Raw genomic sequence first — 24,388 nt, 5'->3', positions numbered from 1 at the left:
TCAATGCCTTTCACCCTTACGGGCTTTTGCGAATTTCGCGAAGAAATCCGCAAAAGCCGCTTCATCACCTATGCCGCGCCGATTAGCAGCCCGCAAGACGCCCAGGGGTTTATCGAGCAGCACAGCGACCTCAACGCCACACATAACTGCTGGGCCTGGAAACTCGGTGGGCAATACCGCAGCAACGACGACGGCGAACCCGGCGGCACTGCTGGGCGACCGATCCTGGCTGCCATCGAGGCCCAGGGGTTCGATCAGGTCGTGGTGCTGGTGGTCCGCTGGTACGGCGGCATCCAACTGGGTACCGGCGGCCTGGCCCGGGCGTATGGCGGTGGCGCGAATAAATGCCTGCAAAACGCCGAGCGTATCGAGCTGATCAGCCGTGTGCCGTTGAGCTGCGCCTGCGGCTTTGCTGAACTGCCCCTGGTCAAGCTGCGTGTCGCCGAACTGGGCGGCCTGGTGGTAGAAGAAACCTTCACCGCCAATGGCGTGGAGCTACAACTGGCCCTCGGCGAAGCCCATATCGACACCTTGCAAACCCAGTTGGCCGACCTGAGCCGCGGACGAATCCTGCTGCAACGCTGAACCTGATAAGGTTGTTCACTGAACCTCGATGCCATAGGAAGCCTTCATGTCTACGCCAAAAACCGCATTGATCATCGGCGCCTCGCGCGGGCTGGGCCTTGGCCTGGTCAAGCAATTGCTGGCTGACGGCTGGCAAGTCACCGCCACCGTGCGCAACCCGCAAAAAGCCGACGCCCTCAAAGCCCTCGGCCCGGTACAGATCGAGCAACTGGACATGGACGACCAACAGGCCGTCATCGCCTTGAACCAGCGCCTGAAAGCCCAGACCTTCGACCTGCTGTTCGTCAACGCCGGCGTCAAGGGCCCGGCCAACCAGACCCCGGGCCATGCCACCCAGGCCGAAGTCGGCCAACTGTTTTTCACCAATGCTGTGGCACCGATCAACCTGGCCCAGCGCTTTGCCCCGCAGATTCGCCAGGGCAGCGGCGTGCTGGCGTTCATGAGTTCGGTACTGGGCAGCGTGACCATGCCCGACGCGCCGGACCTTGCGCTGTACAAGGCCAGCAAGGCCGCGCTGAACTCCATGACCAACAGCTTCGTGACGCAACTGGGCGAGCAGAAGCTGACCGTATTGTCGCTGCATCCGGGCTGGGTCAAGACCGATATGGGCGGCGAAGGGGCCGACCTGGACGTGGAAACCAGCGTGCGCGGCCTGATCGCCCAAGTGAACGCCTACACCGGCAAGGGCGGCCATCACTTCGTCAACTACAAGGGCCAGACCATTCCCTGGTAAGCCAGCAGATAAGCGGTGGATAGACCCCACCGCTCACTCCACGTAAACTTCCCACCTCGCCCTTACCGGCGACCCTGGATCAGCAGACAGGGCAACACTGAGCTGGCAAACCTGAACCCATCATTCAGAGGAGCCGGCCAATGCCTGCGACCCGTATCTGGTTAAAAAACCCTCTCGCGATTTTCACTGCCAACACCCTGGACGCCCGTGGCGGCCTGGTGCTGCAAGACGGTGTGATCGTCGAAGTGCTCGCCCTCGGCCAGCAACCGAGCATCGCCTGCGAACAAACCTTCGACGCCCGCGAGCACGTGGTGCTTCCCGGCCTGATCAACACCCACCATCACTTCTACCAAACCCTGACCCGCGCCTGGGCGCCGGTGGTCAACCAGCCGTTGTTCCCCTGGCTGAAAACCCTGTACCCGGCGTGGGCGCGCCTGACCCCGGAAAAACTCGCGCTGGCCAGCAAAGTCGCCCTCGCCGAGCTGCTGCTCTCCGGCTGCACCACCGCGGCCGATCACCACTACCTGTTTCCCGATGGCCTGGAACAGGCGATCGACGTGCAAGTCGAGAGCGTGCGCGAACTGGGCATGCGCGCCATGCTCACCCGCGGTTCCATGAGCCTGGGCGAAGCCGACGGCGGGCTGCCACCGCAGCAGACCGTGCAGCAGGGCGAAGTAATCCTTGAAGACAGCCAACGCCTGATCCAGCGCTACCACGAGCGCGGCGACGGTGCGCAGATCCAGATTGCCCTGGCGCCTTGCTCGCCATTTTCGGTCACCCCCGAAATCATGAGCGCCAGCGCCGAACTGGCCAACCAACTCGATGTGCGCCTGCACACCCACCTGGCCGAAACCCTCGACGAAGAAGACTTCTGCCTGCAGCGCTTCGGCCTGCGCACCGTGGACTACCTCGACAGCGTCGGCTGGCTCGGCCCCCGCACCTGGCTGGCCCATGGCATTCACTTCAACCCGGATGAAATCGCCCGCCTGGGCGCGGCCGGCACCGGTATCTGCCATTGCCCAAGCTCCAATATGCGCCTGGCCTCCGGCATCTGTCCGACCCTGGACCTGATCGCCGCCGGCGCGCCGATTGGCCTGGGCGTGGACGGTTCGGCCTCCAACGATGCGTCCAATATGATTCTCGAAGCGCGCCAGGCTTTGTACATCCAACGCCTGCGTTATGGCGCGGAGAAAATCACCCCTGAAGGCGTACTCGGCTGGGCCACCAAAGGCTCCGCCAAACTGCTGGGCCGCAGCGACATTGGCGAACTGGCGGTGGGCAAACAGGCCGACCTGGCCCTGTTCAAGCTCGATGAGCTGCGCTTCTCCGGCAGCCACGACCCACTGTCGGCCCTGCTGCTATGCGGCGCGGACCGGGCGGACCGGGTGATGGTGGGCGGCAAGTGGCGGGTGATCGACGGGCAAATCGAGGGCATGGACCTCAAGGCCTTGATCGCCGATCACAGCCAGGCGGCGCGGCAGTTGATCAACGCGTCCTAAGACGGGCCCGAGCTCGAATGCCAAAGCAGCGACCTGGGTCGCTGCTTTGGCACTTGCACAAAACGCAGGGAAAACAGCGCTCTGGTTACAGGTCTTTATGTTTAAGTTTGTCCGGCAACATAAACATCAGGATCAGGCACGCCAACAAGCTGGTGGCGCTGATCACATACAACGCGGGCGTCGCACTCCCCGTAAACTCGATGATCTGACTGACCATCAATGGGCTGACGATTCCACCGAACTGCCCCAACGTGTTGATCAATGCGATACCTCCCGCCGCGGCCGCTCCCGATAGAATCATCGGCGGCAATGCCCAGAATGCGGGGATGGAGGCAATCACGCCACCGCCCAATACGCCCAGGGCAATCACCAGCAACGTCGTATCGTCATCGAAAAAGCCCGCTAACAGAAATCCGATAGACGCCAGCAACAACAGGCCTGCCACGAATTTTCGGCGCTCGCCTGAACGGTCTGACAGGCGTCCAACGGTAATCATCGCAATTGCCCCACAGACGTAAGGCACCGCAGTCAAAAGCCCCAATGTGCCTGACGACTCCACCCCAGTGGAACGAATCAAATGCGGCGCCCAGAAATTAAGGCCATGGGACCCAAGCTGAATGAGAAAATAGAGAAACCCCAACAACAGAAGAATCGGCGATTTCAATGCGCTTCGAAAGGAGTGCTCTACAGAGGACGATTGGTTCTTTTCCGATATTTTTTGCGCCAACCATGATTTTTCGGCCCGCGTCAGCCATTTAGCGTCCTCCACACGATCACAGAGTACATTCAAGACAACGATCCCCAGCACAACGCAGGGAACACCTCCGAATAGAAACAGCCAATGCCACCCGGGAAGACCAAACACGTTATCCATATGTTCTAACAGGAGCCCCGCCAAGGGTGCGCCTATCAGTCCTGAAAATGCCGAAGCGAGGAACAAGTGCGACGTCGCTCGACCTCGAAATGCAGAAGGAAACCAAAGCGTCAGGTAAAATACGACCCCCGGCCCAAAACCCGCTTCCATTGCGCCGATCAGGAAGCGCAGCACATAAAACTGCCATTCGGTCTGGACAAAGACCATGGCACAAGTAGCAATCCCCCAGGACATCATGATCCTGGCAATCCACCTGCGCGCCCCCACCTTGTAGAGCATCAAGTTACTGGGCACTTCGAAAATCACATACCCGACAACAAATAAACTGGCCCCCAGCCCATACACCGAATTACCGAACCCTAACTCGCTTTCCAGCTGAAACTTTACAAAACTGATATTGATCCGATCAAAAAATGCAAAAAAAAAGCAAATTATAATTAATGGCATCAAGCGCCAGGTTATTTTTCTTATCAGTGCCTGGCCCTGAACATCATCCGAGACACTGTCTTGCGCCAACTCTGCCTTTGCAGCCTGCATACTTCCCCCCATTGAGAGATGTAAACCCTCTCAAATTATTATTTTTATTATTCAACGTTTCAAGCAAGACTAACCAACCACTCATCAATCATTCCGGCCACTTGATTGCTGTTAGCATCCATCATCAACATATGACTGTTACCCGACACTCCGACCGTCGGCAACTCCAAGACCCGGGAATCTACCGATTTATTTTGCAGTTGCTCAAAGTACGCCTCACATCTGTGAAGGTAGCTCTCCCACATGACACTTTTATCGCGAATGAAATCCCCCCAAATGGCTAGATGCGGAGGAAGCGTCAGTACACTTTTGGATAGTTCGGGAACTGCCGATGGCTCGATAGCAACCACCCCTTTCACCGTTCCTGCAAACTCCTGCGCCAGTTGCAGGGCGTAGTAAGCGCCCTGGCTATGCCCGATCAATACACAAGGTCCAATTTTTTCCAGCAAGGCTCTATAGCCGGCAAGTGCCCGGTGATCGGTACCTGCCCAGCGAGGCACGAACTGTTGGCCAAAAACATCCAGGTGCTCCACCGGGAACTGCTGCCCGGGGTAAGCCTGCTCTTCACGGGCCTCAGCGCAGTAACTGGACGCCGGACCGAAGCGGAAATGATGCCATACCGCATCCAGCGTCCGGTGTTCAGGCTTGCCTGCGAGGATCTCGGGATAGGCAGGCCAGGATGCACGTCCACGCTCAAACGCATCGCACAAGCAGGCGTCGTATCGGGCCTTCAGAAAAAACGTCAACCACCCCGGCCGGCCATCCGGTGTGTTTTCCCAACAGGCGCCGGTCAGGCCGCCGCCATGCAGGAAAACCAGTGGATAGGGGGAGCGTGGGTTGCTTTGTGTATACCGTTGGCAATACATCTGGCCAACCATGTGATGCCCATTCATCGACACCCGGATAGGCGCGGCGCCGGGAACCTTGGTCATCAGTTGTTCCGGAAAGCCGTCCATATACACGCGCTCTCCGCCAACATGAAAACCCTCGATAGACTTCAATGCAATGTCCTGGATCGTCATTGTGATTACCTCTGCTTTTTTTAATACACAGCTTGTTTAATCACTTGAGATTGATCCTACTCAGGCTATATTGGAAATACCGTTTTTTGATTGACCCATATATAAGATATATACCCCATGACAGGCTAACCCATGAAAAATGCCCGAAAGCTCGATATAGGCAGGCTCATTGCATTTGTGACTGTATGCGAAGAAGGCAGTGTGACGGCCGCATCGCGCAAACTGGGCATTGCACAACCTGCTCTTACTGTAACGTTGACCAAACTCGAACAAGCTATTGGTGTGCAATTGTTAACGAGAGATGCCAGAGGGGCTTCGCCGACTGCATTGGGCCAACGTTTTTTAAGCAGCGCTTATGAACTACTGGGCATGGCCGAAATGGCCTACAAAAAAATACATGAAGATTCTGATTTTCCCGAAGGAGAAGTCGTCATAGGCGTGCCCTACTCTTGCGCCAATGTATTGGTCGTCCCACTCCTGACCCGACTGGCAGCCGCCTACCCGGGAATCCGCTTGCGCGTCGTAGAGTCCCCGTCCGCTTATCTTTGGGATTGGCTGAGCGACGGGAAACTGGACATCGCGCTGCTGTTCGACCGCAAATCCTCCACCGAGGTGGTCTGCGAAGACTTCGCCCAGGAAGATCTCTACTTGGTGGGCAGTCACAGCCTGCTCAATCTGCAGGAGATCAACGTCAAAAGACTCTCGGAGTTTCCGCTGGTCATGGCCTCGCGCCTCAACCGTATTCGCACCCTGTTGGACAATCATTTGGCGGGCCACGACCTCACCCTCAATGTGAGCATTGAAATAGATTCCGGCGAATTCCAGGTGCGCTTGATAGAAACCGGCAACTGGTTCGGTATCCAGGCCGCCAGTTCCGTTGCGGAAAAACTACGCACCCGGCAATTGCAGGCCGCGTTGATAGTCCCTCGGGTTACTCGCACCATCTGCATCGCCCGCCACCGGGGAAAGTTGACGGACCCTTGCGTCGCACGTGTGATTACCGAGTTGAAACAGGAAAGCGAGAGGATGTTTGAAAACGGGCTCTGGCCCGCGCGCAAAATCACCTAGCCAGGCCTATACCCCCAGCAGCGACAGCATGATAAAGGTCGCAAACAATACAAAATGGGTCATCCCTTCGATGGCGTTGGTTTCGCCATCGTTGAGGTTGATCGCACTGACAATCAGCGTGATAAACACCATCACCGTTTGCACCGGGGTCATCGCCATCTGAAACGGCTGGCCGGTGTACAGCGCCATGGCTTCCATCACCGGCACCGTCAGAATCACCGTCGACAACGAAGCCCCCAGCGCGATGTTGACCACCGACTGCATGCGGTTGGCCAAGGCTGCGCGCAAGGCGGTCAGAATCTCCGGGGCGGCGGAAATCGCCGCCACCAGGATCGCCGTGATCACCGGCGGCGCCCCCGTGCCCTCCAGGCCAAGGTCCAGGGTCTTGGACATCACCTCGGCCAATGCGCCAATCACCACCACACCAAACACCAGGGTCGCGATGGAGAACGTCAGGTTGACCGGCGAGGCGTGCTCTTGCGGCGATGGCTTGCGACGTTTTTCCGGATAGCTGTAGCTGAAGAAGTAGCTGTGTGGCCCCACCTGCATACGCAGGAACAAGGCATACAACACCACCATCGCACCGATGGTGAAGGCCGAGTAGATTTTCCAGTCGGCCTCGGGGATAAATTCCGGCACCACCATGGACACGCCCATGGCAGTCAAGATCATCACGCTGTAGGTCCGCGCCGAATCATCATTGTAGGACTGCTCCCCATGCTTGATGCCGCCCATCAGCGCAGCCAGGCCAAGGATGCCGTTGATATCCAGCATTACGGCTGAGTAGATCGTGTCACGCACCAGGGTCGGCGATGCCTCGTTGCTCATCATGATCGCCAGGATCACCACTTCCACCAGCACCGCCGCCAGGGTCAGGATCATGGTGCCGTAGGGGTCGCCGACCTTTTCGGCGAGCAGCTCGGCATGGTGGGCCACGCGCATCGAGGCCATGACGATAAAACCGATCAGCACCAGGCCGCCGAGCAGGGCCGTCATCTGTCCACTGTGCAACAGCCAGTGCTCCAGAGGGTAGGCTGCGAGGGCGGCGATCAGCGCCAGCCACATGAACTTTTCTTGCTTGAGGGATGCGAGCATTACGGGCCTTTTCGAGCGGCAAATCAGTCATTGATGGGGTACAGACTGCGGCGTATCGCTAACGTTTCGTTACACCTTAGTTCATTCGCCCATTGCCGCAGGCACGAACAATGCTTACCGCTCGGTCAGGTTTTACCGATTATTTGCGCCCTGGCCTGTAGAATGCCGCCATTGCACCTGATGAGAATGCCCCCATGTACGACTGGCTCAATGCCCTGCCCAAGGCCGAACTGCACCTGCACCTGGAGGGTTCGCTGGAGCCCGAGTTGCTGTTCGCCCTGGCCGAACGCAACAAAATCGCGCTGCCGTGGAACGACGTCGAAACCCTGCGCAAGGCCTACGCCTTCAATAACCTGCAGGAGTTTCTCGACCTCTACTACAAGGGCGCCGATGTATTGCGCACCTCCCAGGATTTCTACGACCTGACCTGGGCCTACCTGCTGCGTTGCAAGGCGCAGAACGTGATCCATACCGAACCGTTCTTCGACCCGCAGACCCACACCGACCGGGGGATCCCGTTTGAAGTGGTGCTCAACGGCATCGCCAGCGCGCTCAAAGATGGCGAGCAGCAACTGGGCATCACCAGCGGCCTGATCCTCAGCTTCCTGCGCCACCTGAGCGAAGAGCAAGCGCAAAAAACCCTCGACCAGGCGCTGCCGTTCCGGGACGCGTTTGTCGCCGTAGGCCTGGACAGCTCGGAAATGGGCCACCCGCCAAGCAAGTTCCAGCGCGTATTCGATCGCGCCCGTGGCGAAGGTTTCCTGACCGTCGCCCATGCCGGTGAGGAAGGCCCGCCGGAGTACATCTGGGAAGCCCTCGACCTGCTGAAGATCCAGCGTATCGACCATGGTGTGCGCGCCATTGAAGACGAGCGCCTGATGCAGCGGATCATCGACGAGCAGATCCCGCTGACCGTGTGCCCGCTGTCCAACACCAAGCTGTGCGTGTTCGACGACATGGCCCAGCACAACATCCTCGACATGCTCGAGCGTGGGGTGAAGGTCACGGTGAACTCGGATGACCCGGCGTACTTCGGCGGTTATGTCACCGAGAACTTCCACGCGCTGCACACCTCGCTGGGCATGACCCAGGACCAGGCCCGCCGCCTGGCGCAAAACAGCCTGGATGCACGCCTGGTCAAGCCCTGACCAAACCCTGTAGGGGCCGGTTTTCCGGCTCCTACAAGGCCGCCATCCGGGCAATTTCCAGGCGCCCGGTCTCGGTGACCTGCAGTACGCTCGACTCATTGAGCACCGTCAGCCAGCGTGACTGCATGAACAACTGCAACAATCCCGCCCCCAACGCCCCGCCCAGATGCGGCTGCTGCTCGCTCCAGTCAAAACAATCGCAAGCCATCGTCGAGTAACTGTGTTGCGCCAGGGCCTGGGTGTAAATGCCACGCTCGGCCAATTGGCGTGCGCCCAACGGCGTCACGTGAAGCCGCTGTTCGAAGCGTTCAACCCACTTCGCCAACACCATGCGTTGATAGAGTGCTGCCGCCATTTCACCCCCCAGATGGTCATGACAAAGCCGCGCATGACGCAACGACGACGGTGCCAGCAAGGCCGCCACCGGCAGGCCGACTGCACTGCGCGCCACACTGGCCATGGTGGTACTGGCCAGCGCATCGACTGCCGCGCTCACATCGGCCGCCGCCATGCGAAAGAAGCGTTTGCGCCCCCGGGCTTCAATGCGCAGCAATCCACCCGCCGCCAATCGCGCCAGATGCGCATTGGCCGATGACGCGGATAACCCCGCCAGCATCGCCAGTTCTTCGGACGGCTTGGCCGAGCCGTCCATCAACGCCCAGATCATCGCGGCGCGTTTGGGGTCGGCCAGCAAGGTGGCGATCTGGCTGATGCAAGGTGCCTGTTCCATGTATTCACTCCCTGTAGATTCGTTGGTCTGCTCCATTTCGCGGAAAAGTATAAGTGTGTAAGCAGCAGATTCCGTGGCGTCTTACAGCCAAATCAGCGACAGCATTTGCCTGAAGTTTCCTGAATTCCCAGGGGTTATTACGTAGTCCCTTGCTGTTCAGGCAACTGCGCGCTCAACTTCCCACAACGTGCCACGAGCATTTCACGCAGGAGGTTGATCGGCTTACTCAACTGCGCGCGATGGGCGCACAGCAGATTGAGCGGTGTGCGCTCACCCTGCAGCTCCGGCAAGAGCAACCGCAGGCGGCCTGCCAGTACGTCGGCACTGACATCCAGCCAGGACTTGTAAGCAATCCCCACCCCGGCCACGGCCCAGCGCCGCACCACGTCGGCATCGTCACTGAAGCGGTCACCGGTAACCGTCAGACTGATTTCCCGTTTGCCATCCTGAAAGCTCCAATGGTCATGCACGCGGCTACCGAGCATGTACAGCAGGCAGTTGTGCTGGGCCAGTTCCTCCAGGTGGCGCGGCTCGCCATGCCGGGCCAGGTAGCTGGGCGCGGCGCACAGCACCCGGCGATTGTCCGGCGCGACCGGCAAGGCCACCAGGCTCGAATCCTCGGGTTCGCCATAGCGCAAGGCGATATCCACCGGCTGGCGGAACAGGTCGGCAATCCGGTCGCCCAGTAGCAGGCGCACACTTAATTGCGGGTGCTCGCGCTGAAATTCGTCCAGCCACGGCAACAGCAGGTTGCGGCCGAAGTCCGAAGGCGCCGACAGTTGCAAAACACCACTGACATGGTCCTGGCTGCTGGCCAGCAGGCGCCGGCCTTCATCCAGTTGGCTCAAGGCACCGCGGGCGTATTGCAAGAAACCCTCGCCCTCGGCAGTCAGGCGCAGGCTGCGAGTGGAACGTGCCAGCAAGCGCGCGCCCAATTGTTGCTCAATGCGTTTCAACGCTGCGCTGGCCACCGCCGCCGACATATCCATGACCCGTGCGGCGGCCGACAAACTCCCCAAATCCGCCGCACGTACGAACAACTGCAAATCATCAAAACGCAGCATGACCACCGCCCCGAGGGATTATCAAAAAACCATTGAAAGAGACTGCTCTTTTAGCGGGTTTTATCTGCAAGAGAAATAGCTAATGATCTAACCATCCCATTCCGCCCTTCCTGGAACTTGCCATGAAAGCCATCGCCTACTACGCCGCATTGCCGATCAACGACCCAAAGTCCCTGCAGGATATCCAGTTGCCTGAGCCGGTGGCCGGTCCGCGCGACCTGCTGGTAGAAGTCAAAGCCATCTCGGTCAACCCGGTGGATACCAAGATCCGCCAGAACGTCACCCCGGAAAACGGCGCGGCCAAAGTGCTGGGCTGGGACGTGGCCGGTGTGGTCAAGGCCGTGGGCAGTGAAGTGACGCTGTTCAAGGCCGGCGACAAAGTGTTTTATGCGGGCTCCCTGACCCGCCCGGGTGGCAACAGCGAACTGCACACCGTCGATGAGCGCATCGTCGGCCATATGCCCAAGAGCCTGGGGTTTGCCGAAGCTGCCGCCCTGCCGCTGACTGCCATCACCGCCTGGGAACTGCTGTTCGAGCGCTTGCAAGTGCCTGAAGGCAAGACCGATCAAGGCCAGAGCCTGCTGATTGTCGGCGCTGCCGGTGGCGTAGGTTCGATCCTCACCCAATTGGCGGCGCAACTCACCGCACTCAAGGTGATCGGCAGCGCCTCGCGCCCGCAAACCCAGGCCTGGGCCAAGGACCTGGGCGCTGACCTGGTAGTCGACCACAGCCAGCCACTGAGCGAAGAGCTCAAGCGCGTAGGCCACCCACAGGTGACCCACGTCGCCAGCCTGACCCAGACCGACCAGCACCTGGACCAGTTGGTCGAAGCGCTCGCGCCCCAAGGCAAACTGGCACTGATTGATGACCCCAAGTCGCTGGATGTGCTCAAGCTCAAGCGCAAGAGCCTGTCGCTGCACTGGGAATTCATGTACACCCGCTCGATGTTCGAGACTGCCGACATGATCGAGCAACACAACCTGCTCAATCGAGTGGCCGAGCTGATCGATGCCGGCACCCTGAAAACCACGGTGGGCGAGCACTTCGGCGTGATCAACGCAGAGAACCTGCGCCGCGCCCATGCTTTGCTGGAAAGCGGCAAGGCCAAGGGCAAGATTGTGCTGGAAGGCTTCTAAGAAGCGGGCTCTGTCAGTGTCGTCCGTTCCACCTGTGGGCAACGGACGGCACCGCTAGTCAGACACTTGATCCTTGTCATATTTTTGAGCGTCTTCGGGTTTATATTGGCCGCCTTTGCCACGCAATCTTTTACGTGAGGAAGTCAGCAATGAAGATCCTGATAAAAGCGTTAGCAAAATCCCAAGGCAACAAATGGCAGGTCCGCCTGGACCAGGACGCCTTTACCTTCCGCAGTGAAGCCGAGGCCCGCGCCTTCGCCAACACCCTGCAAAACCGGATCCAGGCGCCCCACCGGTTTCCCGAAAACCAGCAGCGCGCTACGGGCTGAAAAGACTGTCAGACCTGCGCTTGCAAGGCTCGCTGCCGCTGCAGGCGCTGGGTCCACATGGCCACCACTACCGCCAACACCCCGCACAGGCTGATGACGATCGACATCGGCATGGCCGTGCCGTCGTGCAATGCGCCGACCAACGATGCCGCACCCGCTGCCACACCAAACTGGATGCAGCCCAGCAGTGCCGAGGCGCTGCCGGCCCGCGCGCCCTGGCCGTTCATGGCGCACGCCGAGGTATTGGGCATGATGCAGCCCAGGCTGGCGATACACAGGAACAGCGGCACCAGCAGCGGCCACAGTGCTTCGGTATGCAAGGCACTGACGGCCAACAACGCCAGCGCTGCCGCGAGGTAAACCCATACCGTACGGGTCAGGAGAAAGGCCGGCCCGCGCTTGGACAGCAGCCGCGCATTGACCTGCGCCACCAGGATAAAGCCCGCGGCATTGGTGCCGAACAGCCAGCCATAATGCTCAGCCGGCACGCCGTACAGCTTGATAAAGACGAAAGGCGAACCGGCAATGTAGGCAAACATCCCGCCAATCGCGATGCCGCCGGTCACGGCATACCCCAGGTATACGCGGTCGGCCAGCAGGCGCCCGTACTGGCGCAACGCTCCGGACAGCGGCTGCCGAGGTTGATGGGCCGGAAAACTCTCCGGCAGACCGACAGCCACTGCCACACCCGCACCGACGCTGAACAGGGTCAACGCCAGGAAAATCGACTGCCAGCCCCACAGGCTGACCATCACCCCACCGAGCATCGGCGCCAGGATCGGCGCCAGCCCGACCACCAGCATCAACTGCGAAAAGACCTTGGCCGAACCCACCGCGTCGCACTTGTCGCTGACCACCGCCCGGGAAATCACCATGCCCGCACACCCGCCCAGGGCCTGGACGAAGCGCGCACCGATCAGCCACTCCAGGGACGGCGCATAGGCGCACGCCAGGGAGGCCAAGGTGAACAGGGTGACACCACTCAATAGCGGGACGCGCCGGCCAAAACGATCCGCCAGCGGCCCATAGATCAATTGACCGACCGCAAGCCCGGTGAAGTACACCGCCAGGGTCAACTGGATATGTTTTTCGTCGGTGCCGAACGCCACCGCCATGGCCGGGAAGCCCGGCAGATAAAAGTCGATGGCCAGCGGCGCAAATGCGCTCAAGGCCCCCAGAATGAGGAGTATGCGAAGGTTCATCAGGCACCCAAAAGAGTCGGCAGCCCGACAGTCTAGCCGCGCTTGGGTGCCTTGAACATTACGATAGCTCGCTAACTATTAAATAATCAGGCGAGCTTGGCGCTGTAGCCTTCTTCGGTAATCACGTGGATCACTTCTTCCGGCAACAAACGACTTTCCACCCCCACTTCCTTGGCGCCCAGATCGACCTTCACACTGGCTGCCGGGTCCAGGGCCTGAACGGCTTGGGTGACGGCACGAACGCAGTGGCCGCAGGTCATTCCTTCAACGCTGAATATTTGCATGACATGACTCCTTAAGTGAGGTTGCACCCAGTTTCATCCTTGCCACGATGGCAAGGTCAAGCGCCGAAAACAACAGCCGGGCTGGTATTCCCTGGCGGCGTCGGCCAAGCTGCAACCATCCACGATTTGAAACCCGGAGAATTCACCATGCGCTGGTCGCTTTTTGGCCTTGTGAGCCTGTTGAGCCTGTTCGCCGCCGCCCCCCAGGCCAGCGCGGCCGAGGATTATGCGGTGCTGATCATTTCCAGGGAGCGCCTGGAAGTCCCCACCAATTGCGAGATTGGCCTGTACGTCAATGACCAGTTGGCCGGGCGGCTGTTCCAGGAGCAATCCACCTCGTTCAACTTCCCCGCAGGCCCGGTCTCGCTGCGCCTCAAGCTACTGCCAGGCCAAGCCCCAGGCTGCCTGCCAGGATTGCTGGCGCCCAAGGCACAACACATCGAGTTGAAGGCAGGCGATGTGCGCAAACTGCGCATTGCCCAGGGTGCGGACGGCATGTACCTCAAGGCGGCAAAGCTGGGCTATTAATCTACGGCAGCCAAACAATGGAGCTTGACCTTCCCCTAAGGTCAAGGTTGATCCTACCGCTAACATTTCCCGGAAGACTGCCGCAAAGCGCAACCGCCGGCCGCGAGATCTGCGCAAAATTGGGCAGCATCCATTCGGGGCTGTTGTGTCCAACTGGTTCGGCCTGCTCGACCTGCTACGGACCCTGTCCAGCGCGGACATGGTGAGCAATGCGCTGCTGTTGAAACCTGGAAACCCAAGGATCTGGAGGATCACCGCCCATGAACATCGGTCTGGCAGCCCGGCAAAGCGGCTTGAGCGCCAAGATGATTCGCTATTACGAATCCATCAACCTGCTTAAACCGGCCAATCGCAGCGACAGCGGCTATCGCCTATATGGCCACGACGACCTGCACACCCTGGCATTCATCAAGCGTTCGAGGGATCTGGGGTTTTCCCTGGAGGAGGTCGGCAAGTTGCTGGAACTGTGGCAGGACCGGCAACGGGCCAGTGCCGACGTCAAGGCGTTGGCTCGCCAGCATATCGAAGAGTTGAACCACAAGATCCGCGAGTTGGGGCAGCTGCGCGATACATTGCAGGACCTGATGGAGCACTGCCAGGGCGATCACCGGCCGGACTGCCCGATTCTCAAGGAGTTGGCAGCGGGCGGTTGTTGCAAGTGACGGGGTATCACTGACCGCCCACAAAACCCAATGTGGGAGCCAGCTCCCACATTTACATTGCCAGTGACCTGAAGATCACTGCATCCAAGGCGGTGGCGGTTCTTCCGCCGGTTTGCCCGGTGGCGCATCATCCGCCGCACGGATCGCCTGGCGCCGCTCTTCGTCGAGCCGTGCCGCTTCGATCTCGCGCATCACGCCGCCCACATCCGCCAACTCTTCCGGCTCGTCGAACTCGCCGGTCAGCACGCTGGCCGGGTGCAAGGTGCCGGCTTCGTACAGCGCCCACATTTCCTTGGCGTACTTGGTGGTCTTCAATTCCGGGGCAAAGCGCCCGAAATACGACGCCATGTTGCCCACGTCCCGCTCCAGCATGGTGAATGCGTGGTTGTTACCCGCAGCATCCACCGCTTGCGGCAGGTCGATGATGACGGGGCCGGTCGGCGTCAACAGCACGTTGAACTCCGAAAGGTCACCGTGCACCAGGCCGGTACACAGCATCAGCACGATCTGCGAGATCAGGAAGGCGTGATACTCACGGGCCTGATCCGGTTCCAGGACCACGTCGTTCAGACGTGGCGCCGCGTCACCGTATTCATCGGCCACCAGCTCCATCAGCAACACGCCTTCGAGGAAGTCGTAGGGCTGGGGCACACGAACGCCCGCACCGGCCAGGCGAAACAGCGCCGCTACTTCGGCGTTCTGCCACGCGTCTTCGGTTTCTTTCTTGCCGAACTTGGAGCCCTTGGCCATGGCCCGGGCCTGTCGGCTGTTACGGACCTTGCGGCCTTCCTGGTATTCGGCCGCCTGACGAAAACTTCGTTTATTCGCCTCCTTGTAGACCTTGGCGCAACGTAACTCGTTGCCGCAGCGCACCACATAAACAGCTGCTTCTTTACCACTCATAAGTGGGCGCAGCACTTCGTCGACCAGACCGTCCTCGATCAGGGGTTCAATGCGTTTAGGAGTCTTCATCAGCTTTTATTGTGGGTCCTTTATTACCAAACACGCGTATGGCACTCGTTATACGGCAATCCTCGCACAGCGGGGAGAGGGTAACGAGCTTTGATCTGCTAAAGAATGCATCCAATATGCCAGATTAATCCGACAAAGCCGTTATTGCCCAAGGCGTTCGGATGATAGCCGAGATCAGCGCTCAATGATCGCTGTCACACCCTGCCCGCCCGCCGCGCAGATCGAGATCAGCCCGCGCCCCTTGCCCGCCGCATCCAGCAGCTTGGCCAGGTTGGCGACGATACGCCCACCGGTGGCGGCAAACGGGTGCCCGGCCGCCAGGGAGCTGCCCTTGACGTTAAGGCGGCTGCGGTCGATGGCGCCCAACGGCGCGTCCAGGCCCAGGCGGGTCTTGCAGTAATCGGCATCTTCCCAGGCCTTGAGCGTGCACAACACCTGCGCAGCGAAGGCCTCGTGAATTTCGTAGTAATCAAAATCCTGCAGTGTCAGGCCATTTCTCGCCAGCAGGCGTGGCACGGCATACACCGGCGCCATCAACAGCCCTTCGGCGCCGTTGACGAAATCCACCGCCGCCGCCTCGCCATCGCGCAGGTAGGCGAGGATCGGCAGGCCACGCTCCTTGGCCCAGGCTTCGCTGCCCAACAACACCAGGGACGCGCCATCGGTCAGGGGGGTGGAGTTGCCGGCGGTGAGGGTACCCTTTTCGCTGCGTTCAAAAGCCGGTTTGAGGCTGGCGAGTTTTTCCAGGGTCAGGTCCGGGCGCAGGTTATTGTCGCGGGTCAGGCCGAGAAACGGTGTGAGCAAATCGTTGTGCCAGCCCTCGGCGTAGGACGCGGCCATCTTCTGGTGGCTTTCCAGGGCCAGTTGGTCCTGTTCGGCGCGGGGAATCTGCCAGGTCTGCGCCATCAACTCGCAGTGCTGGCCCATGGACAGGCCGGTACGCGGCTCGCCATTGCGCGGCAGTTCCGGCTTGAGGTGTTGCGGACGAAGTTGTAACAGGACTTTTAATTTATCCGCCATGGATTTGCTGCGATTGGCTTGCAGCAGGATTTTGCGCAACCCCTCATTGACGCCAATGGGCGCGTCGGAGGTGGTGTCGACGCCGCCGGCAATCCCGCATTCGATCTGCCCCAGGGCAATCTTGTTGGCCACCAGCAGCGCCGCTTCCAGCCCGGTGCCACAGGCCTGTTGAATGTCATAGGCCGGGGTTTGTGGCGACAGGCGCGAGCCCAGCACGCATTCGCGGGTCAGGTTGAAATCCCGCGAGTGCTTGAGCACTGCACCTGCGGCTACCTCGCCCATGCGCAGACCGTGCAGGTTGTAGCGCTCGATCAAACCTTCCAGGGCGGCGGTCAACATGGCCTGGTTACTCGCTGTGGCGTAGGGGCCATTGGAACGAGCGAAGGGGATACGATTACCGCCAATGATCGCGACGCGGCGCAACTGAGTCATGTAAAGCTCCCTGAAGGTGGTAGGTGCAATCCTGAGCCTAGACTAGGAACGACTGTCACCGATTGATGGTCCACCCTTTGAACCCCAGCAGCCGGAGAGCGTTCCATGTCTGACCGTTATATCGACTTCGCCAACTCAAGCCTCGGCCACCGCCTGGTCTCGGCCATTGGCCTGCCGTCCCCGGTACGCCTGGAGCGCTGGCAAGCCGGGCGCCTGCGTCCGGTGGACGGCGCCCTGCTATTGGGCGGCGGCCCGCTCGCGGCCCAGGTTCAGGGGTTTGCCAATAAACTCACCGAGGCCATCTACAGCTACGGCCCCGAACCGTTGCAGGCCACGCCGTGGATTCCCGGGCATGGCCCCAAGCTCAAGGCGGTGCTGTTCGACGCCAGCCACTTGCAGCACACCGACCAACTCAAGCAACTGCGCGAATTCTTTCAGCCGCTGCTGAAAAATCTCGACCACAGCGCACACCTGGTGATTCTCGGCCGCGCCCCGGAAAGCCTCGACGAGCCGTTTGCCGCCAGCGCCCAGCGCGCCCTCGAAGGCTTCAGCCGGTCCCTGGCCAAGGAGCTGCGCAACGGTGGCACTTTGCAGCTGCTGTATGTCGCAGAAGGCGCCGAGGATCAGTTGGAAGGTGCGCTGCGGTTTTTCCTCTCGCCGAAAAGTGCCTATATCAGCGGCCAAGTGCTGCGCCTGAGCGCCTGCCCAACCCAGGTGCCCGACTGGACGCGCCCGCTGGCCGGGTGCAAGGCCCTGGTGACCGGAGCTGCCCGTGGCATCGGCGCGTCGATTGCCGAAACCCTGGCGCGCGACGGTGCCGAAATTGTGTTGCTGGATGTGCCGCAAGCCAAGGCCGATCTCGACGCCCTCGCCGCACGGTTGGGCGGGCGTGGCATTGCCCTGGATATCTGCGCCGATGACGCGGCCACGCAATTGATCGAGCAATTGCCGGACGGCATCGACATTGTGGTGCACAACGCTGGCATCACCCGCGACAAGACCCTGGCCAATATGACCCCGGAATACTGGGACGCGGTGCTGGCGGTCAATCTCAACGCCCCGCAAGTGTTGACCAAGGCCCTGCTCGACAGCGGCACCCTGCACGACAATGGCCGCGTGGTATTGCTCGCGTCCATCAGCGGCATCGCTGGCAATCGCGGGCAAACCAACTACGCCGCGAGCAAGGCCGGGCTGATCGGCCTGGCCCAAGCCTGGGCGCCGTTGCTGGCGCAACGCGGCATCAGCATCAACGCGGTGGCACCGGGCTTTATCGAGACCCAGATGACTGCGCATATTCCCTTCGCCTTGCGTGAAGCCGGGCGGCGCATGAGCTCCCTGGGCCAGGGCGGCCTGCCGCAGGACGTTGCCGAAGCAGTGGCCTGGCTAGGCCAGCCAGGCTCGGGGGCGGTCAGTGGTCAGGCGTTGCGGGTGTGCGGGCAAAGCCTGCTGGGAGCATAACGATGCTGTGGCACACATTACCCAGCAGCCCGGCGCTGCCACCGTTGTACTGGCGCGCCGCACTCAAGCGCAAAATTACCGGCACCACCCTGCCCGACTTTGGGCTGCACTGCCGGGTGCAGGTCAATCCCGAGGCAGTGGCGGCCTATCGCAAGGTCTGCGGGTTTGCCGACAGCCCAATGCTGCCGGCGACCTATCCGCACATCCTGGCGTTCGGCCTGCAGTTGCAGTTGCTGACAGCCCGGGAATTTCCTTTCCCTCTGTTGGGGCTGGTGCATCTGAGCAACCGTATCCGCGTATTCCGCCCCATGGGCGGGGTCAGCGAGGTGCGTGTCAGTGTGCATACGCGCAACCTGCGACCCCATGCCAAGGGTGCGACCTTTGACTTGATCACCACCGTCGAGGATTCCCTGGGCTTGCTGTGGGAAGGCGAAAGTCGAATGCTCTGTCGTGGGGTGAAACTCGAGGGGGAGACGCCGGAGCAATCCCTGCCAACAACTAATACCGTCAGCGAACTGACCCGCTGGCAGGCGCCGTCCGACATCGGTCGGCGGTACGCCCGAGTATCCGGCGACTACAACCCGATCCACTTGAGCGCCCTCACTGCCAAGCTGTTCGGCTTCCCCCAGGCGATCGCCCATGGGCTGTGGAACAAGGCGCGCACCGTCGCGGCCCTGCATGAACATCTGCCGGCGGCGAATATCGAGATCTACGTTGAGTTCAAGAAACCTGTGCGGCTGCCTGGACAGGTCATCTTGTTAAGCAGTGCCTCTGGCTCCAGCGGCGAGTTGCAACTCAAGGGCAATGGCGACATCGAACATATGCTCGGGAAGTGGCAGCCGATTGCCTGAAAGCGGGGTAATTTGCTGATTAATTGTATATATACACCCTAAGTTATAGCGGGCCATTGGTAGCCCGCTAACTTATTTAACTTATTGATCTAGAACACATAACCACAAATAAAAAACCGCCTTATATACCTTTGGCATTAATCATCAGGACGAGTAAGTCTGCCTGTATATAAATCGTTAATACCAAGTTGAGCGTTGCGATAAAGAGTACCGAGGACTGTTATAGCCACAACGGACGCATGTATTGCTCGCTGAAGAACGGGCGAACTAGCGAAACCAACAAAGGCTGTACCAGGTGCTAAGGAACTCATCATGAAAACTCAAGTCGTGTTGTGGAAGGCAAGTACTGCATTGGCCCTTATTCTGGCGATGAGCCTGGGAGGCTGCAGCAGTGGTGGTGGCGGCCATAAGAGCAGCGTCGCATCCTCCTCCCCGGATGCCGGTACCGACGGTGGTACAGGTGGTGGTGACGGTGGCGGCACTGGTGGCGGTACCGGCGGCGGCACTGGTGGCGGCACTGGTGGCGGTACCGGCGGTGGCACTGGTGGCGGTACCGGCGGCGGCACTGGTGGCGGTACCGGCGGTGGCACTGGCGGCGGCACTGGCGGCGGTACCGGCGGTGGCACTGGCGGCGGCACAGGCTCGACCACCAGCCCCTTGGTCACTGGGCAGATTGCAGCCAACCTGGGCGACACGCTCGGCAATGTCGGCACAGCCATTGGTGGCATCGGCACAACCGTTGGCGGCGTTCCAGTAGTCGGCACTACGGCAGGTGGCCTGGTGACCAGCGTGGGCACCGCGGTCGGCAGCATCGGCACTGGCGTCGGCGATGGCCTGGGTTCCCTGGGCACTAACAGCAACTCCCTGGGCGTTACCGTGGCCGGCGTGGCCAACGGCGTCGCCGACCTGGGCACCGGGGTTTCGAACACCGGTAAAACCCTGTCGACCACCTTGGGCGGTATCCCAGTAGTCGGCGGCCTTACTGGCGGCGTCGGTGGGGCCGCCGGTGGCCTGGTGGATAAAGTCGGCCAGGCGGTCACCATGCTCGGCGATACCTTGAGCACTGCCAGCACCACCGGTCCCCTGGGATCGGTCACCAACACCCTGGGCGGCAAAGTGCTGGTGCCTGTGGTCTCGCTGGTGGAAAACACCACGGGCAATCTGGGCAAAGCCACTGGCCTGGGCAACCCGGTCAACGGCCTGCTGGATAAAGTCGGCTCTACCGCCACCGGCCTCGGCACCCAGGTGGCAGGCGCAGGTGGCACAGGCAACCCGGTGACCGGTGCCCTGGGCACGGTACTCGGCGGTGTCGGTGCGGTAGCAGGCACTGCAGGTGGTTATGTCGCACCGTCTGCCGGAACCGGCAGTGGCAGCGCCCCAGCCTCCGGTCTGCCTGAACTGGTGGGCGGCCTGGTGGCCAACGTCGGTAACGGCCTGAATGCGGGCAACACCAACGGTACCGTCAGTGCGGGCGGTGTGGCAGGTGGCGCATTGGGCAACACGGTGGCTTCGCTCGGCACAGTGATCGGTGGCAACGGCGTCGCCAACACGGCGGCAACCGCACCGGTCGCAGGTCTTGCGAACAATGTGGGCGCGGCGCTGAACCCTGTGACTTCGGGGGTCAGCAGCCTGACCCAAAACATCGGCACCTCTACCGGCATCGGTGCACCGGTTAATGGCCTGGTGACTCAAGTAGGCGGCGCAGTCAGCGGCCTCGGTGGCAACATCACCGCAGCCAATGCCAACCCGATCACCAACACCGTGGGCCAGACCGTCAACGCAGTCGGTGGAGCGGTCTCCTCAGTGGGTGGTCTGGTCACCGGCGGCACCAGCGGCAGTGGCGGTGGCCTGCTCGGCGGCCTGAACATCAACGCCAACGCCACGGCGTCTGGATCGGCCACTGCAAACACCGGCGTAGGCGGCCTGCTCAAGGGCCTGACCGGTCAATAGAAAAATTGCACCTGGCCCATTAGACGGCCTCCCCTACAGCGCCTACGCTTGGTTGAGACGAGAGATTCCAATGGGTCTCTCGTCTTTTTTATTGGACTCCCAACCGCGTCCAAGAGCCCGGTGGGAACCTGCGAAATGCCGCTGCAGTTTTGACCATGGAGTGTCCTATGCGCGCCTTGACCCCGTTGTTATTGCTCACCCTCAGCGCCTACGTCCACGCCGAGACCCTACCCAGCTTCCTCAACAGCAACGACACCATTCGCAATCTCCCGGTCCCCAACCTGCCGGCCGACGCCTACCGCCCGGTGACGCCGCAGACCCAGCTACCCGAGACCCCGGCCGCACAAGCGCAACCGCTGCTGATGGACACCAAAGTCACCATCCGCAAGCTGCAGATCGAAGGCGGCACGGTGTACCCGCTCAAGGACGTTGCACAGGTGTTCGAGCCGTTGATTGGCCGTGAAACCAACCTCGCGCAACTGATCGAAGCGACCCGCAGCATCACTCGCCGCTACCAGCAGGATGGCTACTTGTTGTCCTACGCCTTCCTGCCCGACCAGCGTTTCGAACAGGGCCTGGTGCGCGTGGTGCTGGTCGAGGGCTATATCAAGGACTACCAGGTACAAGGCGACATTGGTTCGGTCTCGGCCTACGTCGACAAACTGGCGCAAAAACTCCAGGCCGAACGCCCGCTGACCCGCAAGACCTTTGAGCGCTATACCACCTTGATGGGGCGCATTCCGGGCGTCACGCTGCAAGCGCAAGTACCGCCACCGGGCACCACCGATGGTGCCGCGCACATGAACATCCAGGCCAGCCGCAAACCCTTTACCAGCAGCATGAACATGACCGACGACAGCCGTGGCGGCCTACAAGCCTTGATCGCCGGCACCAGCAATTCCCACACGGCAATGGGCGAACAAGTGAGCCTCAGCGGCCTGTTCCCGCCGGGTGAAGACAAAGAGCATTACTACCGGCTCGACTACAGCCAATTCATCAACGCCGAAGGCACACAACTGAGCTTGTATGGCGCGCGCTATCGCAGCGATCCGAGCACCCATATCCGCCTGAACGGCGGCTTCTCGCTCAAGCCACACCGCGAGAACGACCGCTTCTCCATCGGCCTGAGCCACCCATTGATCGCCTCGCCCAGCGAGTCCCTGACCCTCGGCACCCGCTTCTACGGGGTGAACGACAGGACTCGCTATCAACTGGTGGGTTACCCGCAACGCTTTGACGTAGAAACCGACTTGCGTGCGCTGGCCTTTGAAGGGGATTGGCGCAAGGCCGACAATCGCCAACTGCGCATCCTAAGCGCCGGCCTGTACCAGGGCATCGACGGACTGGGAGCCCACACGCGCAGTGACCTTGAGGGGATAAAGTCGGACCTGGACTTCTTCCGCCTGCGCCTGTCCGGGGTGCAGAGCGACAAGTTCTTCGACAACTGGCAAGGCGTGCTCTCGGCAGCGCTGTACTGGAGCGACGACACCTTGCCCGACAGCGAACGTGCGGTGTTCGGTGGGCAAAATTTCGGCCGAGGCTACCCGGATGACCAGGGCTCGGGCGACAAGGGTTGGGGGGTGGCCTACGAGGTGAACTACAGCTACAACCGCGCCGGCGACTGGGTAAGAATCGTGCAGCCCTACGTCGTGCTCGACCGCGCCAAGGCCTGGTTCAACAACCTGCCGGTCAAGGACAGCGACATGTCATCCGCCGCCGTTGGCGTGCGCTTTGGCGATGCCAAGTACTACAACATCGCGCTGGAGGCGGCCAAGCCGATGTCCGATATGGCAATGGATAGCTTTAACCGGCGGCCGCGCTATACATTGAGTTTTAGCTATCAGCTATAGGAACCGGCTTGCCGGCGATGCGGCGACCCGACAAGCCAGCTCCCACAGGGAACACAGCTTCGCGCTCTGACTCTGCGGTTGCCGTAGCTCTGCTTTTGATCTGGCTGTTGCTGTGGCTCTGCTTTTGATCTGGCTTTTGATCTTGATCTCAGGCGCCCCGTTAAACCACGATGGCCGCAGGCAGGTATTGCGCAGTGGGCACCCCGGCATGGATGCCGGGGTAGCCGCGACACGGCCAGGGATGGCCGATCGCGGCGGGCCCACGGAGCAATGCCTGACTGCGGGAATGCCGAGCCTAGGCGAGGCACCGAGTGGTGGGGCAAGAGCGTTTTGCTTACTTTGGCGCTTCTCCAAAGTGAGCCGCCGTAAGGGCGGAACCCTAAGTGGCCGTGACCGCAGCAACGGATATGTACACAAACCCAGTGTAGATACCTATGGCCATCGCACTCAGGTCAACGCATCCCCCACCTTGCCAAAAAACGCCTCAATCTGCGGCCCCAGCAACCTCCCAGCCGCCAACACCACCAACGCAATCACCACAATCAAAATCACATACTCGATAGCCGTCGCACCGTCCCGCCGGCGCCAGAACAGCATCGACCACGCATACATCCTCAGCAGCAGGGCAAGCAACATAGGGCATCTCCTCAGCTGGGCGCTACGGACAGGCCAACTGTTCCCTACGCCCGGGGAAACAGATTGTTCAGAGTGTCGATCAACCGAACCAGATAGATCGGTTTGCGAAACAGGTCCAGGACCTGCAACCGCAACATGTCACTGACATCATCCATTTCGGCATGACCGGACATAACAATCACGGGCAAGTGCTGGCGTGAGGTGTGCTCACGCAAGCGCTTGATCAGGGAAATGCCGCTTTCTTCAGGCATGCGCAGGTCGGTAATGACCAGCGCAATATCAGGATGCAGTGTCAGTTCCTGCAATGCGTCCGTGACGGAGTTGGCGCAGAAACAAACGAAGCCCTCGTCTCCCAGCGATTCCGCCAGTTCAACGAGGGCATCTTCTTCGTCATCCACCAACAGGATCTGCTGGCGGTTCGCAACAACAGCGTTCATGAGCAATACCTTCCAAGACAATCACTGATGGGCTTGCTCAAGGCTCTATTGCCAATCAGGTCAAGGCATCCCCGATTCTTTCGAACATGTCCGCGATCTGAGGCCCAAGCAGTTGCCCGGCCGCCAGCACGACCAGCGCAATAACCGCGACAAGAATCACGTACTCAATCGCCGTCGCCCCCTCTTTGCGATGAAAGAACAGTTGGAGTTGAACGTAGAGTTTCATCATGAAGGTAAGGAACATATGACTTCTCCTTTGCGCTTGCTTGCGCTGATATCGCAGTGC

25 protein-coding genes are annotated in these 24,388 nt (G+C 60.5%); 13 read left to right on the top strand and 12 right to left on the bottom strand.

Going from position 1 to position 24,388, the window contains the following annotated elements:
* The first annotated feature begins 3 nt into the window (after window positions 1–3).
* The 3 genes from K1X80_RS04310 (at window position 4) to K1X80_RS04300 (ending at window position 2,817) form a co-directional block, all read left to right on the top strand.
* On the top strand, window positions 4–585 hold the full coding sequence (locus K1X80_RS04310; RefSeq protein ID WP_057437658.1) for a YigZ family protein: 582 nt from the start codon (window positions 4–6) through the stop codon (window positions 583–585).
* Between the two features lie 46 nt (window positions 586–631).
* Window positions 632–1,318: an SDR family oxidoreductase gene (locus K1X80_RS04305; protein ID WP_057437656.1), complete on the top strand. Its 687-nt coding sequence runs from the start codon at window positions 632–634 to the stop codon at window positions 1,316–1,318.
* Between the two features lie 140 nt (window positions 1,319–1,458).
* A complete protein-coding gene (locus K1X80_RS04300) occupies window positions 1,459–2,817 on the top strand; it encodes an 8-oxoguanine deaminase (protein ID WP_220172679.1) in 1,359 nt (452 codons plus the stop codon).
* 85 nt (window positions 2,818–2,902) lie between these two features.
* On the opposite strand, the gene K1X80_RS04295 is transcribed toward K1X80_RS04300, so the two are convergent.
* Window positions 2,903–4,228: an MFS transporter gene (locus K1X80_RS04295; RefSeq protein ID WP_057958249.1), complete on the bottom strand. Its 1,326-nt coding sequence runs from the start codon at window positions 4,226–4,228 to the stop codon at window positions 2,903–2,905.
* 59 nt (window positions 4,229–4,287) lie between these two features.
* Window positions 4,288–5,250 (bottom strand): alpha/beta fold hydrolase, encoded by a 963-nt coding sequence (locus tag K1X80_RS04290; protein ID WP_057958248.1) that lies wholly within the window; start codon window positions 5,248–5,250, stop codon window positions 4,288–4,290.
* Between the two features lie 132 nt (window positions 5,251–5,382).
* Between K1X80_RS04290 and K1X80_RS04285 the strand changes: the two genes are divergently transcribed.
* Window positions 5,383–6,318: a LysR family transcriptional regulator gene (locus tag K1X80_RS04285; protein ID WP_128593777.1), complete on the top strand. Its 936-nt coding sequence runs from the start codon at window positions 5,383–5,385 to the stop codon at window positions 6,316–6,318.
* Window positions 6,319–6,324: 6 nt separating this feature from the next.
* On the opposite strand, the gene K1X80_RS04280 is transcribed toward K1X80_RS04285, so the two are convergent.
* Window positions 6,325–7,413 (bottom strand): calcium:proton antiporter, encoded by a 1,089-nt coding sequence (locus tag K1X80_RS04280; RefSeq protein WP_198791903.1) that lies wholly within the window; start codon window positions 7,411–7,413, stop codon window positions 6,325–6,327.
* Window positions 7,414–7,607: 194 nt separating this feature from the next.
* On the opposite strand from K1X80_RS04280, the gene K1X80_RS04275 reads away from it, so the two are divergent.
* A complete protein-coding gene (locus K1X80_RS04275; RefSeq protein ID WP_032859755.1) occupies window positions 7,608–8,561 on the top strand; it encodes an adenosine deaminase in 954 nt (317 codons plus the stop codon).
* A gap of 31 nt (window positions 8,562–8,592) precedes the next feature.
* Here the strand turns inward: K1X80_RS04275 and K1X80_RS04270 are convergent, their stop codons facing one another.
* Both K1X80_RS04270 and K1X80_RS04265 read right to left on the bottom strand, forming a co-directional pair.
* Window positions 8,593–9,291 carry a helix-turn-helix transcriptional regulator gene (locus K1X80_RS04270; RefSeq protein ID WP_220172678.1) on the bottom strand — a complete coding sequence of 233 codons (699 nt, stop codon included), beginning with the start codon at window positions 9,289–9,291 and terminating at the stop codon, window positions 8,593–8,595.
* Between the two features lie 137 nt (window positions 9,292–9,428).
* The gene (locus K1X80_RS04265) at window positions 9,429–10,355 is read right to left on the bottom strand and encodes a LysR family transcriptional regulator (RefSeq protein ID WP_057958244.1); all 927 of its coding nucleotides are present in this window, start codon (window positions 10,353–10,355) and stop codon (window positions 9,429–9,431) included.
* Window positions 10,356–10,477: 122 nt separating this feature from the next.
* Here K1X80_RS04265 and K1X80_RS04260 point away from each other — a divergent pair, with 122 nt between their 5' ends.
* Both K1X80_RS04260 and K1X80_RS04255 read left to right on the top strand, forming a co-directional pair.
* A complete protein-coding gene (locus K1X80_RS04260; protein WP_057437646.1) occupies window positions 10,478–11,491 on the top strand; it encodes a zinc-binding alcohol dehydrogenase family protein in 1,014 nt (337 codons plus the stop codon).
* Between the two features lie 149 nt (window positions 11,492–11,640).
* A complete protein-coding gene (locus K1X80_RS04255; protein WP_057437642.1) occupies window positions 11,641–11,820 on the top strand; it encodes a hypothetical protein in 180 nt (59 codons plus the stop codon).
* Window positions 11,821–11,828: 8 nt separating this feature from the next.
* Here K1X80_RS04255 and K1X80_RS04250 read toward each other — a convergent pair whose 3' ends face one another.
* Both K1X80_RS04250 and K1X80_RS04245 read right to left on the bottom strand, forming a co-directional pair.
* Window positions 11,829–13,022 carry a multidrug effflux MFS transporter gene (locus K1X80_RS04250; protein WP_057437641.1) on the bottom strand — a complete coding sequence of 398 codons (1,194 nt, stop codon included), beginning with the start codon at window positions 13,020–13,022 and terminating at the stop codon, window positions 11,829–11,831.
* 86 nt (window positions 13,023–13,108) lie between these two features.
* The gene (locus K1X80_RS04245) at window positions 13,109–13,306 is read right to left on the bottom strand and encodes a heavy-metal-associated domain-containing protein (protein ID WP_057958241.1); all 198 of its coding nucleotides are present in this window, start codon (window positions 13,304–13,306) and stop codon (window positions 13,109–13,111) included.
* A 147-nt stretch (window positions 13,307–13,453) separates the two neighbouring features.
* On the opposite strand from K1X80_RS04245, the gene K1X80_RS04240 reads away from it, so the two are divergent.
* Both K1X80_RS04240 and cueR read left to right on the top strand, forming a co-directional pair.
* A complete protein-coding gene (locus K1X80_RS04240) occupies window positions 13,454–13,834 on the top strand; it encodes a hypothetical protein (RefSeq protein ID WP_057437637.1) in 381 nt (126 codons plus the stop codon).
* A gap of 260 nt (window positions 13,835–14,094) precedes the next feature.
* The gene (cueR, locus tag K1X80_RS04235) at window positions 14,095–14,496 is read left to right on the top strand and encodes a Cu(I)-responsive transcriptional regulator (protein ID WP_057437636.1); all 402 of its coding nucleotides are present in this window, start codon (window positions 14,095–14,097) and stop codon (window positions 14,494–14,496) included.
* 75 nt (window positions 14,497–14,571) lie between these two features.
* Here cueR and K1X80_RS04230 read toward each other — a convergent pair whose 3' ends face one another.
* Together K1X80_RS04230 and K1X80_RS04225 are read right to left on the bottom strand one after the other, a co-directional pair.
* The gene (locus K1X80_RS04230) at window positions 14,572–15,468 is read right to left on the bottom strand and encodes a PA4780 family RIO1-like protein kinase (RefSeq protein ID WP_029297573.1); all 897 of its coding nucleotides are present in this window, start codon (window positions 15,466–15,468) and stop codon (window positions 14,572–14,574) included.
* A 174-nt stretch (window positions 15,469–15,642) separates the two neighbouring features.
* Window positions 15,643–16,920 carry an acetyl-CoA C-acetyltransferase gene (locus K1X80_RS04225; protein ID WP_115127314.1) on the bottom strand — a complete coding sequence of 426 codons (1,278 nt, stop codon included), beginning with the start codon at window positions 16,918–16,920 and terminating at the stop codon, window positions 15,643–15,645.
* 105 nt (window positions 16,921–17,025) lie between these two features.
* On the opposite strand from K1X80_RS04225, the gene K1X80_RS04220 reads away from it, so the two are divergent.
* From K1X80_RS04220 to K1X80_RS04205, 4 genes are all read left to right on the top strand, one after another.
* The gene (locus tag K1X80_RS04220; protein WP_057958239.1) at window positions 17,026–18,378 is read left to right on the top strand and encodes a 3-oxoacyl-ACP reductase; all 1,353 of its coding nucleotides are present in this window, start codon (window positions 17,026–17,028) and stop codon (window positions 18,376–18,378) included.
* Window positions 18,379–18,380: 2 nt separating this feature from the next.
* Window positions 18,381–19,229, top strand: a complete 849-nt coding sequence (locus K1X80_RS04215; RefSeq protein WP_220172677.1) for a MaoC family dehydratase — start codon at window positions 18,381–18,383, stop codon at window positions 19,227–19,229.
* A 312-nt stretch (window positions 19,230–19,541) separates the two neighbouring features.
* The gene (locus K1X80_RS04210; RefSeq protein ID WP_220172676.1) at window positions 19,542–21,179 is read left to right on the top strand and encodes a collagen-like triple helix repeat-containing protein; all 1,638 of its coding nucleotides are present in this window, start codon (window positions 19,542–19,544) and stop codon (window positions 21,177–21,179) included.
* A 167-nt stretch (window positions 21,180–21,346) separates the two neighbouring features.
* Complete coding sequence (locus K1X80_RS04205) at window positions 21,347–23,029, top strand: ShlB/FhaC/HecB family hemolysin secretion/activation protein (protein ID WP_057958237.1); 1,683 nt, start codon at window positions 21,347–21,349, stop codon at window positions 23,027–23,029.
* Window positions 23,030–23,476: 447 nt separating this feature from the next.
* Here K1X80_RS04205 and K1X80_RS04200 read toward each other — a convergent pair whose 3' ends face one another.
* The 3 genes from K1X80_RS04200 to K1X80_RS04190 are packed head-to-tail and all read right to left on the bottom strand — an operon-like array spanning window position 23,477 to window position 24,346.
* On the bottom strand, window positions 23,477–23,665 hold the full coding sequence (locus K1X80_RS04200) for a Flp family type IVb pilin (protein ID WP_128593916.1): 189 nt from the start codon (window positions 23,663–23,665) through the stop codon (window positions 23,477–23,479).
* 44 nt (window positions 23,666–23,709) lie between these two features.
* Window positions 23,710–24,102 carry a response regulator gene (locus tag K1X80_RS04195; RefSeq protein WP_057958235.1) on the bottom strand — a complete coding sequence of 131 codons (393 nt, stop codon included), beginning with the start codon at window positions 24,100–24,102 and terminating at the stop codon, window positions 23,710–23,712.
* 55 nt (window positions 24,103–24,157) lie between these two features.
* Window positions 24,158–24,346 (bottom strand): Flp family type IVb pilin, encoded by a 189-nt coding sequence (locus K1X80_RS04190; protein WP_057958234.1) that lies wholly within the window; start codon window positions 24,344–24,346, stop codon window positions 24,158–24,160.
* Window positions 24,347–24,388 lie beyond the last annotated feature (42 nt).

Source organism: Pseudomonas sp. So3.2b (assembly GCF_019464415.1).
GTDB lineage: Bacteria > Pseudomonadota > Gammaproteobacteria > Pseudomonadales > Pseudomonadaceae > Aquipseudomonas > Aquipseudomonas shahriarae.
This window is presented reverse-complemented; position numbering and strand designations above follow the sequence as displayed.

Bases quoted from the DNA above. Each gene is read 5' to 3' on its own strand.
- K1X80_RS04245 (WP_057958241.1), bottom strand. From the start codon at position 13,306: ATGCAAATATTCAGCGTTGAAGGAATGACCTGCGGCCACTGCGTTCGT.
- cueR (WP_057437636.1), top strand. From the start codon at position 14,095: ATGAACATCGGTCTGGCAGCCCGGCAAAGCGGCTTGAGCGCCAAGATG.
- K1X80_RS04220 (WP_057958239.1), top strand. From the start codon at position 17,026: ATGTCTGACCGTTATATCGACTTCGCCAACTCAAGCCTCGGCCACCGC.
- K1X80_RS04200 (WP_128593916.1), bottom strand. From the start codon at position 23,665: ATGTTGCTTGCCCTGCTGCTGAGGATGTATGCGTGGTCGATGCTGTTC.
- K1X80_RS04275 (WP_032859755.1), top strand. From the start codon at position 7,608: ATGTACGACTGGCTCAATGCCCTGCCCAAGGCCGAACTGCACCTGCAC.
- K1X80_RS04210 (WP_220172676.1), top strand. From the start codon at position 19,542: ATGAAAACTCAAGTCGTGTTGTGGAAGGCAAGTACTGCATTGGCCCTT.
- K1X80_RS04240 (WP_057437637.1), top strand. From the start codon at position 13,454: ATGCGCTGGTCGCTTTTTGGCCTTGTGAGCCTGTTGAGCCTGTTCGCC.
- K1X80_RS04280 (WP_198791903.1), bottom strand. From the start codon at position 7,413: ATGCTCGCATCCCTCAAGCAAGAAAAGTTCATGTGGCTGGCGCTGATC.
- K1X80_RS04195 (WP_057958235.1), bottom strand. From the start codon at position 24,102: ATGAACGCTGTTGTTGCGAACCGCCAGCAGATCCTGTTGGTGGATGAC.
- K1X80_RS04270 (WP_220172678.1), bottom strand. From the start codon at position 9,291: ATGGAACAGGCACCTTGCATCAGCCAGATCGCCACCTTGCTGGCCGAC.
- K1X80_RS04230 (WP_029297573.1), bottom strand. From the start codon at position 15,468: ATGAAGACTCCTAAACGCATTGAACCCCTGATCGAGGACGGTCTGGTC.
- K1X80_RS04300 (WP_220172679.1), top strand. From the start codon at position 1,459: ATGCCTGCGACCCGTATCTGGTTAAAAAACCCTCTCGCGATTTTCACT.
- K1X80_RS04190 (WP_057958234.1), bottom strand. From the start codon at position 24,346: ATGTTCCTTACCTTCATGATGAAACTCTACGTTCAACTCCAACTGTTC.
- K1X80_RS04255 (WP_057437642.1), top strand. From the start codon at position 11,641: ATGAAGATCCTGATAAAAGCGTTAGCAAAATCCCAAGGCAACAAATGG.
- K1X80_RS04215 (WP_220172677.1), top strand. From the start codon at position 18,381: ATGCTGTGGCACACATTACCCAGCAGCCCGGCGCTGCCACCGTTGTAC.
- K1X80_RS04285 (WP_128593777.1), top strand. From the start codon at position 5,383: ATGAAAAATGCCCGAAAGCTCGATATAGGCAGGCTCATTGCATTTGTG.
- K1X80_RS04205 (WP_057958237.1), top strand. From the start codon at position 21,347: ATGCGCGCCTTGACCCCGTTGTTATTGCTCACCCTCAGCGCCTACGTC.
- K1X80_RS04225 (WP_115127314.1), bottom strand. From the start codon at position 16,920: ATGACTCAGTTGCGCCGCGTCGCGATCATTGGCGGTAATCGTATCCCC.
- K1X80_RS04295 (WP_057958249.1), bottom strand. From the start codon at position 4,228: ATGCAGGCTGCAAAGGCAGAGTTGGCGCAAGACAGTGTCTCGGATGAT.
- K1X80_RS04250 (WP_057437641.1), bottom strand. From the start codon at position 13,022: ATGAACCTTCGCATACTCCTCATTCTGGGGGCCTTGAGCGCATTTGCG.
- K1X80_RS04310 (WP_057437658.1), top strand. From the start codon at position 4: ATGCCTTTCACCCTTACGGGCTTTTGCGAATTTCGCGAAGAAATCCGC.
- K1X80_RS04260 (WP_057437646.1), top strand. From the start codon at position 10,478: ATGAAAGCCATCGCCTACTACGCCGCATTGCCGATCAACGACCCAAAG.
- K1X80_RS04290 (WP_057958248.1), bottom strand. From the start codon at position 5,250: ATGACGATCCAGGACATTGCATTGAAGTCTATCGAGGGTTTTCATGTT.
- K1X80_RS04305 (WP_057437656.1), top strand. From the start codon at position 632: ATGTCTACGCCAAAAACCGCATTGATCATCGGCGCCTCGCGCGGGCTG.
- K1X80_RS04265 (WP_057958244.1), bottom strand. From the start codon at position 10,355: ATGCTGCGTTTTGATGATTTGCAGTTGTTCGTACGTGCGGCGGATTTG.